At 73.0% G+C, this 12,959-nt stretch carries 12 protein-coding genes; 5 read left to right on the top strand and 7 right to left on the bottom strand.

Annotation, left to right across the window (positions count from 1 at the left end; translation table 11 throughout):
- Positions 1-438: 438 nt before the first annotated feature.
- Both VLF38_RS16965 and VLF38_RS16970 read right to left on the bottom strand, forming a co-directional pair.
- Positions 439-1,038 carry a VanZ family protein gene (locus tag VLF38_RS16965; RefSeq protein WP_325272417.1) on the bottom strand — a complete coding sequence of 200 codons (600 nt, stop codon included), beginning with the start codon at positions 1,036-1,038 and terminating at the stop codon, positions 439-441.
- Complete coding sequence (locus tag VLF38_RS16970; protein WP_325272418.1) at positions 1,035-1,694, bottom strand: M15 family metallopeptidase; 660 nt, start codon at positions 1,692-1,694, stop codon at positions 1,035-1,037. Before VLF38_RS16970 ends, VLF38_RS16965 begins: the two co-directional genes overlap by 4 nt.
- Positions 1,695-1,780: 86 nt before the next feature.
- Between VLF38_RS16970 and VLF38_RS16975 the strand changes: the two genes are divergently transcribed.
- From VLF38_RS16975 to VLF38_RS16985, 3 genes are read left to right on the top strand one after another with little or no spacing between them, the layout of a single operon-like run.
- A complete protein-coding gene (locus VLF38_RS16975) occupies positions 1,781-2,464 on the top strand; it encodes a response regulator transcription factor (protein ID WP_325272419.1) in 684 nt (227 codons plus the stop codon).
- Positions 2,461-3,573 (top strand): HAMP domain-containing sensor histidine kinase, encoded by a 1,113-nt coding sequence (locus VLF38_RS16980; protein WP_325272420.1) that lies wholly within the window; start codon positions 2,461-2,463, stop codon positions 3,571-3,573. Before VLF38_RS16975 ends, VLF38_RS16980 begins: the two co-directional genes overlap by 4 nt.
- Positions 3,574-3,586: 13 nt before the next feature.
- A complete protein-coding gene (locus VLF38_RS16985) occupies positions 3,587-5,611 on the top strand; it encodes a thioredoxin domain-containing protein (protein ID WP_325272421.1) in 2,025 nt (674 codons plus the stop codon).
- 61 nt (positions 5,612-5,672) lie between these two features.
- On the opposite strand, the gene VLF38_RS16990 is transcribed toward VLF38_RS16985, so the two are convergent.
- The 4 genes from VLF38_RS16990 to VLF38_RS17005 are packed head-to-tail and all read right to left on the bottom strand — an operon-like array spanning position 5,673 to position 10,463.
- Complete coding sequence (locus tag VLF38_RS16990; RefSeq protein WP_325272422.1) at positions 5,673-7,136, bottom strand: ABC transporter ATP-binding protein; 1,464 nt, start codon at positions 7,134-7,136, stop codon at positions 5,673-5,675.
- Entirely contained in the window at positions 7,133-7,975 is an 843-nt protein-coding gene (locus VLF38_RS16995; protein ID WP_325272423.1) for an ABC transporter permease, read from the bottom strand. Before VLF38_RS16995 ends, VLF38_RS16990 begins: the two co-directional genes overlap by 4 nt.
- On the bottom strand, positions 7,972-8,931 hold the full coding sequence (locus tag VLF38_RS17000) for an ABC transporter permease (RefSeq protein ID WP_325272424.1): 960 nt from the start codon (positions 8,929-8,931) through the stop codon (positions 7,972-7,974). Before VLF38_RS17000 ends, VLF38_RS16995 begins: the two co-directional genes overlap by 4 nt.
- Before the next feature lie 17 nt (positions 8,932-8,948).
- Positions 8,949-10,463 carry an ABC transporter substrate-binding protein gene (locus VLF38_RS17005; protein WP_325272425.1) on the bottom strand — a complete coding sequence of 505 codons (1,515 nt, stop codon included), beginning with the start codon at positions 10,461-10,463 and terminating at the stop codon, positions 8,949-8,951.
- Positions 10,464-10,611: 148 nt separating this feature from the next.
- Here VLF38_RS17005 and VLF38_RS17010 point away from each other — a divergent pair, with 148 nt between their 5' ends.
- Positions 10,612-11,454 carry a DUF1353 domain-containing protein gene (locus tag VLF38_RS17010; protein ID WP_325272426.1) on the top strand — a complete coding sequence of 281 codons (843 nt, stop codon included), beginning with the start codon at positions 10,612-10,614 and terminating at the stop codon, positions 11,452-11,454.
- Positions 11,447-12,313: an alpha/beta hydrolase gene (locus VLF38_RS17015; RefSeq protein WP_325272427.1), complete on the top strand. Its 867-nt coding sequence runs from the start codon at positions 11,447-11,449 to the stop codon at positions 12,311-12,313. Before VLF38_RS17010 ends, VLF38_RS17015 begins: the two co-directional genes overlap by 8 nt.
- Positions 12,314-12,379: 66 nt before the next feature.
- On the opposite strand, the gene VLF38_RS17020 is transcribed toward VLF38_RS17015, so the two are convergent.
- Positions 12,380-12,931 carry a TetR/AcrR family transcriptional regulator gene (locus VLF38_RS17020; protein WP_325272428.1) on the bottom strand — a complete coding sequence of 184 codons (552 nt, stop codon included), beginning with the start codon at positions 12,929-12,931 and terminating at the stop codon, positions 12,380-12,382.
- Between the last annotated feature and the right edge of the window lie 28 nt (positions 12,932-12,959).

Genomic DNA, 12,959 nt, shown 5'->3' on the forward strand with positions numbered 1-12,959 from the left:
GTCATGGTGCAGATGGGGGAGCCGGGCGGGCAGGGATTCGACGAGCGCGGCTTCGGTCGGCGGTTCGGTGGAGAGATGGCGCCCGGCCGGCGGGGCGAGCTGCTGCCTGCGCCGCAGGACGAGCAGACCACCCCGACCCCGGCCCCATCCGACAGCACCGACGGCTGACACGAGCAAGCCCGCACAGACACGAGCAAGCCCGCACAGAACAGGGCCCCTCGCCAATGACGAGGGGCCCTGTCACGTCTCCGTCAGTGCTGGACGACGACCCGATGGACCGGCGCCTCCGCCGTGGTCGAGTCGGTGGTGGCGGCGAAGGTGGCAGCGGCGACGATCGCCACGGTGCCGAGCACGATGTTGGTCATGGGTTCCCCCGAGGTTGGTGGGCAGGCCGAGTCCTGCTTTCCGGTACGCCGGTGGAACGGGCGACCTCCGGCTTCATGACGCGGTCGTGTCCAGAATTTGACGCGCACCGGTCCGCAGGTCGGTCATCCGCTCGTGCGTCCGTGCCCACCACGGACGCGAGAGGAGGGCGGCGAGCACGGCCCCCGAGGCGTTCAGCAGGACGTCGTCGACGGAGCTGACGCGGTCGAGCACCAGCACGTACTGCAGCACCTCGATCAGGGTCGACGCGGCGACCCCGAGCGCGAGCACCCGGGGGAGCGACGCCAGCGCGGCGTACCGGACGGGGGCGAGGCAGCCGAGCGCCGCGAGGATGACCAGGTTGCCGACCACCTGGACGTCGTCCATCGTCCCCAGATCGCGCAGCGGCACCAGGCTGACGGCGCCGACCACCTCGCCTGCGCGGCTGCCCGGCAGCATCGTCATCCAGACCCACGGCACCGTGCCGTAGACCATGCCCACCTCCGCCCACGCCGTACGACGGGCTGTCGCCGGCGCCGCGCCCCGGGCGACGCGCGCGTGGGTGACTGCCCGGGTGAGCAGGAGGGCGAGGGGGAGACAGAGTGCGGTGAGGTAGGCGACCCCGGTGTAGGTGCCGAACCACTGCCACGGCTCGGTCAGCGGCATGATCTTCATCGCCCCATCCGCGGGTCGTCGGTGGGGTCGTCGTACGGCTGCGGGCAGCCGTCCTCGGGGGCGCCCGGGCGCAGCTCGTAGTGCCACGCCTCGTTGCGGTAGGTCTGGCACAGGCCGTAGGCGGACCCGTGGTCGGCGAGCCATGCGGCGGCCTCCTTCGGGCCGACGTCGACGGCGTCGCCGGAGACGTGCGAGGAGGTCGCTGGCGTCGCCACCCAGCGGGCTGCCGCCGCCTGTGATCCGTACTCGGCGACCGCCTCGTCGAGCAGGCGCTGCTGGTGGGCCGCCGAGCGCCAGCCGCTGTTCACGACGAGCTCGACGCCGTCGTCGGCCGCGTCGCGGCTCGCCTGCTGCAGGGCCGCGAGCAGGTCGGGGTCGAGCCGCGCGATGCCAGCGAGGTCGAGGTCGAAGGGGCTGGCTCCGTCGGGGAGCGATCCGTCTCCGCCGGCCGTGCGGGCGCCTGAGGCAACGCCGCCGCCGTCGTGGTCGCGGTGTGGGTGGGCCATCTCCGCTGCGGGGAGGGAGACGCGCCCCTGTGGTGCGGGCGTCGGCGGGGGTGCTTCGAGGTCGCGGGCGACGAGGGTGCCGCCGGCGACGAGGGCGGCGGCGAAGCCTGCGAAGAGCAGCGCCCCTCGGGTGGAGGTGATGGTGGTCATGACGCCAGTCAAGGGGGAGGCACGTTGCCGGAACGTATGCGGATTTCGATACGCCGGCGATATGCCCGCGCTCGTAGAGTCGCCTCGTGCGCGTGTTGATCGTGGAGGACGAGCCGGACCTGGCGACGGCCATCCGTGACGGCTTGCGCCTGGAGGCGATCGCGGCCGACCTCGCGGGCGACGGCGAGACCGCGCTCGAGCTGCTCGCAGTCAACTCCTACGACATCGCGGTCCTCGACCGCGACATCCCCGGGCCCTCGGGTGACGAGATCGCGGCGCGGATCGTCGCCTCCGGCACGGGCACGCCGATCCTCATGCTCACCGCCGCCGACCGCATCGACGACAAGGCCTCCGGATTCGAGCTCGGCGCCGACGACTACCTGACCAAGCCGTTCGCCTTCCGCGAGCTCGTGCTCCGGCTCCGCGCGCTCGACCGCCGTCGGGCACACAATCGGCCGCCTGTGCGCGAGATCGCCGGCCTGCGGGTCGACGCCTTCCGCCGCGAGGTGCATCGCGACGGCCGCTACGTGGCGCTGACCCGGAAGCAGTTCGCCGTGCTCGAGGTGCTGGTCGCGGCCGAGGGTGGGGTGGTGAGCGCGGAGGAGCTGCTCGAACGGGCCTGGGACGAGAATGCCGATCCCTTCACCAACGCCGTCCGGATCACGGTCTCGGCGCTGCGCAAGCGGCTCGGGGAGCCGTGGCTGATCGCCACGGTGCCGGGTGTCGGCTACCGCATCGACGCCCCGGCGTACGACGAGGGCGGGGCGTGAGCAGCGCCTCCCCGGCCCGAGCGCCCGGCCTGAGCGTCCGGCTGAAGCTGACCCTGAGCTACGCGGGGCTCGTCGTGCTCGCTGGCGGGCTGCTGCTCGCCGTGGTCTGGGTCTTCCTGCTCCGCTACGTGCCTGAGCAGGCGGTGCAGCTGGGAGGCGAGGACGCGCGGCGCACCCCGAGCCTCTTCGTGCCCGGCCGCAACGACCTGATCGCTGCGTTCCTGCCGAAGGCGTCGATCGCGATGGGTGCGCTGCTGGTCTTCGGGCTCGTCGGCGGCTGGCTGCTGGCCGGCCGCATGCTGGCCCCGCTGAGCCGGATCGCCGAGGCCACGCGGCGTGCCGGTGGTGGGTCGCTCGGGCACCGGGTCGCGTTGGAGGGTCGGCGCGACGAGTTCCGCGACCTCGCCGACACCTTCGACGCGATGCTGGCCCGGCTCGAGGCCCACGTGGAGGAGCAGCGGCGCTTCGCGGCCAACGCCTCGCACGAGCTGCGCACGCCGCTCGCGGTCACGCAGACGCTGCTCGAGGTCGCCCGCGAGGACCCCGGCCGCGACGTCGACGCGCTCGTGGACCGGCTGCTCGCGGTCAACACCCGGGCGATCGGCTTGACCGAGGCGCTGCTCCTGCTGAGTCGTGCCGAGCGGCGGAACTTCACCCGGGCGCCCGTCGACCTCTCGCTGGTCGCGGAGGAGGCGGCCGAGACCCTGTTGCCGCTGGCGGAGAAGCGGAGCGTCGCCGTGAAGGTCGTCAGCGAGGCGGCATCGGCGTCGGGCTCGGAGCCGTTGCTGCTCCAGCTGGTCACCAACCTCGTCCACAACGCGATCGTCCACAACCACGCCGACGGCCGGGTGTGGGTCTCGACATCGGCGTACGACGGGGTGGCGCAGCTCGTCGTGGCGAACACCGGAGAGGTGCTCGCACCCGGTCTGGTGTCCACCCTCGCCGAGCCGTTCCAGCGCGGCACCGCCCGTGTCCGCGCTGACCAGGCCGGCGTCGGGCTCGGCCTTGCCATCGCCCGGAGCATCGCCGAAGCACACGACGGCTCCCTCGTCCTCGCTGCCCGCCCCGAGGGTGGCCTGACCGTGACGGTGGCGCTTCCGCTGGCGTGACAGGCTGGTGGACATGTCCAATCGCCTCGCCTCCGCGACCTCTCCCTACCTGCTGCAGCACGCGGAGAACCCCGTCGACTGGTGGGAGTGGGGACCGGAGGCCTTCGAGGAGGCCCGACGCCGCGGCGTACCGGTCCTGCTCAGCGTCGGCTACGCCGCCTGCCACTGGTGCCACGTGATGGCGCACGAGTCGTTCGAGGACGAGGCGACCGCGGCCCTGATGAACGACTTCTTCGTCAACATCAAGGTCGACCGCGAGGAGCGGCCCGACGTCGACGCGGTCTACATGGCGGCGACGCAGGCGATGACCGGGCACGGCGGCTGGCCGATGACCTGCGTCCTCGACCACGACGGCCGGCCGTTCTTCGCCGGCACCTACTTCCCGGACCAGCCGCGGCACGGTCAGCCCGCCTTCCGGCAGGTGCTCACCTCGCTGGCGGAGGTCTGGGTCAAGAAGCCCGACGACGTCGCCTCGGCCGCCACCGCAATCACCGACCACCTGCGTACGGCGACCGTCGCGGCCGCCGCCACCCTCGGCCCCGCGGATCTCGACCTCGCGGTCCGGGGTCTCGCCTCCGAGTTCGACCCGCAGGCAGGCGGCTTCGGTGGCGCGCCCAAGTTCCCGCCGTCGATGGCGCTGGAGTTCCTCCGGCGGTACGTCGATGCCCGCTCCGCCGACGCCGCGCAGGACGACGAGGAGCTGGTCCGCCAGGCCCGTCACATGCTCGTGCGCACCCTGCACGCGTTGGCCGGCTCCGGCATGTACGACCAGATCGGCGGTGGCTTCGCGCGCTACGCCGTCGACCGCGGCTGGGTCGTGCCCCACTTCGAGAAGATGCTCTACGACAACGCGCAGCTGCTCGGGGTCTACGCGCGGCGCGACAACGACCTCTCACGGCGGGTGGCGCAGGAGACCGCCGACTTCCTGCTCCGTGAGCTGCTGACGCCCGAGGGCGGCTTCGCCTCAGCACTCGACGCCGACTCCCTGAACGCCGACGGGCACTCCGAGGAGGGCGCGTTCTATGCCTGGACCCCCGAGCAGCTCGTCGAGGCGCTTGGCCACGACCGCGGCGCCTGGGCGGCCGAGCTCTTCGCGGTGACGGAGCAGGGCACTTTCGAGCACGGGATGTCGACGCTCCAGCTGCGGCACCCACCGACGGCGCCGGGCGAGCTGGCCCGTCTGGTCGAGGTGAAGGCGCGCCTGCTGGACGTGCGCGACCTGCGGGCCCGGCCGCACCGCGACGACAAGGTGGTCGCCGCCTGGAACGGCCTGGCCATCAGCGGCCTCTGCGCCGCCGGCACCTTCCTCGACCAGCCGGCGTACGTCGATGCTGCGGTGCGCGCTGCCCGGCTGCTCCTCGAGGTGCACCTGGTCGACGGCCGGCTCCGACGGGTCTCGCGCGACGGAGTGGTCGGGGCGCACGCCGGGGTGCTGGAGGACTACGCGTGCGTCGCGCAGGGCTTCCTCGACCTGCTGCAGGCGACCGGCGACCCTGCGTGGCTCGACCGGGCGCGCGGCCTGCTCGACACGGCGCTGGAGCAGTTCCGCGCTGAGGACGGTGGCTTCTTCGACACCGCGGCCGATGCCGAGGCGCTGGTCACCCGCCCGCGGGAGTACGCCGACAACGCCAGCCCGTGCGGCCAGTCCGCGGTGGTGCACGCACTGGCCATCTTCGCCGCGATCACCGGCGAGGGCCGCTACCGCACGGCCGCGGAGGAGACGCTGGCCGTGCTCGGTCCGCTGGCCACCCGGGCGCCGCGGTTCGCGGGCTGGGCCCTCACCGCCGCCGAGACCATGCTGGCCGGCCCCGAGGAGATCGTGGTCGTCGGCGCACCAGGCCCGGACCGCGACGCCCTGGCGCTCGCCGCCCGCCGGCGCCCCGGGGCGATCGTCCTGGTGGTGACCCCGGAGCAGACCGGTGCCGACGCGGCGCTCGACCTGCTGCGCCACCGGCCGACCGTCGACGGCCGGCCGGCGGCGTACGTCTGCCGCAACTTCGTCTGCGAGCGACCGGTCACCGATCCCGCCGCGCTGTGAACCCCGTTCACCCACTCGAGGTGGGCGTTGCAGCGGCCACCTCGTGCGGGTGAACGGGGGTTTACAGCTGCGGGGTGGGAACGCCGAGCTCGACCTTCCTGTCGGTCAGTGCGGCCGCGAGGGCCTGGTCGTGCGTGACCAGCAGCAGGGCGCACGCGTCGGGCAGCTCGGCCCTGAGGCAGTCGACCGTCTGCTGCTGCGTGAGCAGGTCGAGCCGGGACGTCGCCTCGTCGGCGAGCAGCAGAAGCGGGTCCATCAACAGGGCGCGGACCAGCGCCAGCCGCTGCAGCTCGCCGCCGGAGACCTGGCCGGGGCGGCGGTCCAGGAGGCTGCCGTCGAGCCCGACCGCGTCGAGCAGTGCCGGCAGGCGGCCCGCGGGCAGGCGGTGTCGACGGACGACGTCCTGCAGGCCGCCCCGGAGCGGCACCCGCTGCGGGAACGAGAGCACCGGGTCCTGGTAGAGCTTCTGGATCCGGCCGCCGTCCAGGAGGCGATGGTGGCGGACCTCGCCGGCGTCGGGGCGGGCCAGGCCGAGCAGGGTCCGGCCCAGCGTCGTCTTGCCGACGCCGCTCGGCCCGACGAGCGCGCACCGCTCGCCGCTGCGGAGCTCGAGGGTGAGGTCGTCGAAGAGGCGGTTCGAGCCGAACCGTCGTGAGATCCCTTCGGCGTGCACGAGGACCGGCGCGGAGGTGTCGATGGGGTCCGCCGTGTGCGCGGGCCAGGTGCTCGGATCGGCCTCGACGAGCGCCCGCGTGTAGGCGTGCGTCGGGCGGTCCAGCAGGTCTGCTGCGCAGCCGTGGTCGATCACCTGGGCGCCACGCATCACCGCGACCGTGCCGCCGAGGCGCCGCGCGAGCCGCAGGTCGTGGGTGATCGTGAGCAGGAGGCCACCGCGGCGTACGTGCGCGAGGAGCAGGTCCGCGAGCTGGTCGACCGCGGCTGCGTCGAGCCCCTTCGACGGCTCGTCGACGATGAGCACCTCGGCTCCGCCGACGGTCGCGGCGGCGTACGCCACCCGCTGCGCCATCCCGCCGGAGAGCTCGTGGGGCCACGCGCGGCCCACGCCCGCGAGGCCGACCGAGCCGAGCGCCCGGTCCGCAGCCGCGGCGTGCTCCGGCGTACGCCGACGACCCGGCGCCACGCCCTCGGCGACCTGCGGGTGCACCCGCATCGTCGGGTCGAGGGCGAGGTGCGGCTCCTGGGGCAGTAACGCGAAGCGCGTGCCCCACCAGCCACGGCCGGGCCGGTCGGAGAGGTCGTGGGCGGTGCCGTCGACCTCCAGCCGTCCGCTGACCTCGAGGTCGGTCGGCAGCGTGCCCATCAGGGCGTGCGCGAGCAGGGACTTGCCTGATCCGCTCGCGCCGATGACGGTCAGCGGCACCCCGGCGCCGAGGGTCAGGCCGACCCGGTCGACCAGACGGGTGCCGCTGCTGCTGACCGTGACGTCGGCCAGCGTGAGCTCGGTGGTGCCTGCCAGGGAGCCAGCCTGCGAGCCGGTGCTGGTCAGGGTGATGTCGGCGGTCATGCGCGCACCTCGTCGCGTCGGAGGCCGAGGAACCCGACCGTGAGCAGGAACAGGATGGCGACCGGTGCCACGACGAGCCACGGAGCGGCGTCGTAGTGCGGGAACGCCTCGGTCACCATGAGGCCGAGCTCCGCGCGGGGCGGCTGCAGCCCCACCTTCACGAACCCCAGCGTCGACATCGCCAGGATCGCCGTGACCATCCCCAGCGACGCCAGGGTCAGCACCGTGCCGCGCAGCTCCGGCCATACATGGCGGCGTACGACGTGGAGCGGGCCGAGCCGGAGGAGCCGTGCCGCCTCGACGGCCGGTGTCCCGAGCACCAGCGCGCTGCGGGCGCGGATGACACGGAAGTACTCGACCCACTGCGCGAGCGCGAGGCCGACGTACAGGGTCCACATGCTCCCGCCGGTGGCGAGTGCGGCGAAGAGGAGCACGATGAGGAGGGCGGGCAGTGCGACGAACGCCTCGGAGACTCCGCGGAGCACGGAGTCGACCCAGCCTCCGCGCCAGGCGGCGAGCAGCCCCGTCGTGGCGCCGAGCGTGAGGGCCGTGAGCACGCTCAGGGCGGCGAGGACCAGCGAGAGGCGGGTGGCGTGGGCGAGCCGGGTGAGCACGCTGCGCCCGAACTCGTCACGGCCCAGCGGCTCGTCCCACGTGGGGGCGGCGAGGTAGCGGCTGAGGTCCTGTCGGGCCGGGTCACCCAGCAGCACGGGACCGAGGAGGGCGAACGCGAGCAGCAGGCCGAGGGCCAGGAGACTCAGGGACCGGACCCGAGGTCGGTCAGCAGGACGGGCGGCAGCACGGGCAGCGGTGAGGGGCACCTGGATCGTGCGGCTCATGCGGAGACTCCTCGGGAGCGTGGGCGGGGGTCGAGACAGAGGCCGGCGACGTCAACGGCGGTGTTGAGGGCGACGACGAGCAGGCCCAGCACCAGCGCCGCGCCCTGCAGCATCGGGATGTCACGCCAGAAGACGGCATGGACCAGCGCGTGTCCCAGCCCGTCCCAGGCGAAGAGGCTCTCGACGACCACCACGCCCTCCACGAGCAGGACGGCCTGGGCGCCGAGGTACGGGACCACCAGCGCCAGCGTGTTGCGGACGACGTGGCGGCGGGTCACCGACGACTCGGGCAGGCCCTTGGTTCGGGCGAAGCCGACATGGCCGGCGCCGCGGACCTCGACGACGGCATCACGGGTCATCCGCGCGACCAGGCCGGAGATCGAGAGGCCGAGCGTCATCGCTGGCAGCACGAGTGTGGGCAGGCTGCCGCTCCCGACCGTCGGCAACAGCCCGAGCTGGACCGAGAAGACGACGACGAGCACCAGGCCGAGGAGGAACGGCGGCAGCGCGCGCACCGCTCCGACCCAGGCCAGCGTCGCCCGGTCGATGACGCCTCCCGGACGACGGGCGGCGGCGAAGCCCAACGGCGTACCGATCAGCACCGCGGCCAGCAGGCCGGCGGCCGCGAGCTGCAGGGTGCCGGCGAGGTGGTGGGCGAGCTCGGCGGCGACCGGTCGCGCGGTGACCATCGAGGCGCCGAGGTCGAGCCGGGGGAGCGCGGCCAGCCAGTCGAGCAGCTGTTGCCATGCCGGGCGGTCCAGGCCGAGCTCGGCCCGGACGCCGTCGGCTGCGGCGGCGTCGACGAGGTCGTAGCCGTAGCGCCCCGCCGCGATCCGGTACGCCGCGTCGCCCGGCAGCTGCCGCACCGCGACGAAGCAGAGCACGGAGACGGCGAGGGCGACGCCGATCGCCTGCGCGCAGCGCTGCAGCAGGACGACAGCGAAGCGGTTCGTCACACGAGGGAGAGTCGGGGTCATCGCCAACTCGCGTCGGAGAGGCGCCAGGAGTGCTCGAGCGGGTCGAGCACGAAGCCGTCGAGCCGGTCCGTCACGGCGGCGTTCATCCGGTACCAGGCGACGGGGATGACGGGGAGCTGCTCGTGGGCGGTGCTGCTGACGACCGACTGCAGCCGGAGGCGCTCCTCGTCGTCGGCGCCGTCCTGGAGGGTGGCGAGCGCGTCGGTGACTGCATCGTCGTGCCAGTTCATGACGCCCCAGTCGGAGCCGTTGCGAGCGAAGGTGTCGACGGCGGTGACGAGCGGGTCGGAGACGAGGGCGAGGTGGCGGGCGAGGAGCGCGACGTCGAGTGATCCGTCCTGGTGCCGGGCCGGGATCTCGCTGGAGTTGGTGACGTCGACCTTCACGGCGACGCCGACCGCCTCCCACGCAGCCTGGACAGCAGTCGCCAGGGCCGGGAGCTCGGGCCGGTCGGGGTAGGTGGTCAGGGTGATCCGCAGGGCCTTGTCGCCGACCAGACCGGCCTGCCGGAGCAGCTTCTTCGCCTCGGTGGTGTCCTCGGTGAGCGGTGCCAGGTCGGGGTCGTTCCAGCCGGGCAGCGACGGCGGGAAGAGCTGGGTGGCGGCGAGGTCGCGCTCGCGCAGGACCGCCCCCGCGATCGTCTCCCGGTCGAGCGCGAGGCTCAGCGCGCGGCGTACGCGCACGTCCCCGAGGGCGGGGTGGTCGCCGTTGACCTTGAGGTAGAGCGAGCGCGGCTGCAGAGTGGAGACCATCGCAACGCCGTCCGTGGCGTCGACCCGGTCGCGGCCGGAGGGCTCGAGGCCGAAGACGATGTCGGCCTGTCCGCTGGTCGCGAGCAGGGCCCGCGACTCGGCCCGCGGCACGGACTGGAAGGTCACCTCCTCGATCCCGGGTGCCGCGCCCCGGAAGTCCGCGAACCGCGCGGTCTGCACCCGCGCGGGCAGGGTCGCCTCGGTCACCCGATAGGCCCCGGTGCCGATGACCTCGACCACGGCACCCGCTCCGTCGTACGACGCGGGCGCATGGATCGCGGTGCTGTAGTGGGTCAGCACCGCCGGCAACGAGGGGAAGGGCTTCGTCAGCCGGATGCGCAGGTCGTCACCGGCCTCCTCGATCCGGCGGATGGGGGCCTCGGCCAGCGGGCTCGCCGCGTCGTCGGCTGCGTGCCGGAGCGAGGAGGCGACGGCTGCCGCGGTGAGCGTGGTGCCGTCGTGGAAGGTGACCGCATCGGGGAGGTCGAACGTCCAGCTCCGCTGGTCGCGGCTCGCGGACCAGGCAGGGGAGAGCCCGGGAGCCAGCTGCCCCTCGAGGTCGCTCGCCACGAGGGTCTCGACGACCTGCAGGCGCGTGAAGAGGCCGCTGCTCGCGGCCGGCTGGAGGCTGTGGATCTCGAAGGGCCCGGCGATCCGCAGCGGCGCGTTCGCGTCATCGGCGCCGGAGGCGCCGCCGCAGGAGGCGAGGACGACGGTCGTCCCTGCCGCGAGGGCGACGGTACGGAGGAGGTGGAGCACGGTCGTGCCTTTCGTCGGAAGCCCGGCGGAGGTCACCGGGAAGAATGCGCCAGACGCTAGTGACAATCATTCTCATTCTCAAATCGGGCGACAGGCCGCGAGCGACGAGCAACGGCGACGGCCCGGAGTGATGGGCCAGAATCGGAGGATGGACCTGCCGCTCCAGCAACAGCGCCTCCGCTTCCACGACGGCGGGGTGATCGGGGTGGGGGACCAGGTGGAGGTGCCGCCCGCCCTCGACGCGCCGCCCCGGATCGTCCTCGAGCGCCACCTGGTCGGGGGCCGCGAGCGGTTCCTGATGCTCCGGCGGATCGGGTACGCCGACCGGCGCCTCGGCGAGCTGCTGGTGCCGCGGACGCCTGACTTCACGACCGACCTCGCCTCCGTGCCGTGGCTCTTCACCTGGCTGGTGCCGAGGACCGGGGCGCACCTCCCGGCCGCCCTCCTCCACGACGGGCTGCGTGCGCAGGAGTACGTCGCCGAGCCGGACACGACGGTGCTCCGCGAGGACGCCGACCGGGTCTTCCGCGATGCGATGGGCGACACCGGCACCGCCCTCGTGCGCCGCTGGCTGGCGTGGTCAGCGGTCGCGACCGCGACCATGCTGCACGGCGGCGGGACGGGCTGGCGCGCGGGCGAGCGGTGGCGGCACCGGCTCGTCGCTGCGCTGACGATCGGCGTGGTCGCCACGCTCGGCGTACTCGCAACGCTCGACCTCCTCGACCTGGTCGACGTCCTTCCGTGGATGGGTGCGGGCACCTTCGCCGCCGAGCTCGGACGCGGCGCGGCGATGGCAGTCGTCCTGCCCGCCGTGCTGGGGCTGCTCTGGGGCCGCTTCCGGGTCGCGGGGTGGATCATGCTGATCGGGCTCGCCCTGCTGCTCCACGTCACCCTCGCGCTCCTCTTCCTGACCGGGCTCTACTGGGTGACCGAGCGCGCAGCATCCGCCCTGACCGGAGCCGGCCGAGACGAAGGACGACGTGATGGATGAGGCGACCGTGACCCACCGCGAGGCGCGGGAGGTCCAGCTGGCCGTCGGTGACCTGGTCTTCGACGCCACCCTGGCCGGTCGCGTCGACGGGACGCCGGTGGTCCTGCTGCACGGCTTCCCGGCGTGCCGGGCGTCCTGGCAGACGGTCCTGCCCGAGCTCGCCGCGGCTGGACTCCAGGTGCTCGCACCCGACCAGCGTGGCTACTCACCGGGTGCCCGACCGACCTCCGTCGCGGACTACGAGGTCGACCACCTGGTCGCCGACGTGGTCGGCATGCTCGACACGCTGGGATGGGAGCGCGTTCACCTGGTCGGCCACGACTGGGGCTCGGCCGTCGCGTGGTTCGTCGCGGCCCGGCATCCCGAGCGGCTGCACAGCCTGACCGCCGTGTCCGTGCCGCACCCGGCGGCCTTCGGCTGGGCGCTGCGCAATGACGCCGACCAGAAGGCCGGGTCGGCGTACATCCAGCTGCTGAGGGCCGAGGGGAAGGCCGAGCAGGTCCTCCTCGAGGACGGTGCCCGACGACTGCGGGCGATGTTCTCGCCCGAGGTGCCGGACGCGATCGTCGAGCAGAACCTGCGCACGCTGGTCGACGGCGGCGGCCTGACGGCGGCCCTCGGCTGGTACCGCGCGATGGGGCCCTGGTTCGCCGACCTGCCCGCCGTGCAGGTGCCGACGACGTACCTCTGGGGTGCCCGCGACGACGCCCTGCGCCGCTCCGGCGCCGAACGCTGCGGCGAGCACGTCGACGCGCCGTACCGCTTCGTCGAGCTGGCCGACGCCGACCACTGGATTCCCGAGTGCCAGGGCGAAGCCGTGGTGGCCGAGGTGCTGCGGCACGTGCGGGGGGCGGGCTGACCCGGCGACCGTGGCACCGGTGTTGCTGGCCAGGACATTGTTGACAGTCGGCGAGCCGCGAACTGATCAGCTGGTTTGTGTGATGCCGTCGATCAGGACCGCTAGGACTGGCTTCGGATTGACCTTCTGGGTGCTGATGACGTCGGTGCTTCGCCGACCGAGCATGGTTCCCAACCCCTGAACACCGGCCCACAGGGCGAGTCCGTGCCGCTCGTCCGCGTCGGCCCTGATGTCACGAATGCGGGTGGTCAAGAGTTCCAGCCAACTGCTCGTGATCTCACGCAGATTGCCGCCGGCGCCTTCGAGCAGGTCGTGGCGCGCGATCAGTTCAAACATCGCGGGACGGTCAATGGCAAAGTTCACGACGTTCTCGGCTACCGATGAAAGCGCTGATCGGGCGTCTGGGATCGCAAGGCCTGCGCGGATGGTGGCGTCGAGTTCCTCGACTCCCACCCTGGCGATGGCGGCCAACAGGTTCGCATAGGTCGGGAAGTAGTGGCGGGGTGCGCCGTGGGAAACGCCCACCCTTGTCGCGATTTGTCGTTGGGTCAGCGAGGCGAGGCCCTTTGCTTCGAGAAGCTCAACTCCGGCCTGAACAAGTTGGTCGCGCACGTCCATGTAGACAGTGTCTAGGAGTCTGGTCAGA

Source organism: Nocardioides sp., from assembly GCF_035481145.1.
GTDB lineage: Bacteria > Actinomycetota > Actinomycetes > Propionibacteriales > Nocardioidaceae > Nocardioides.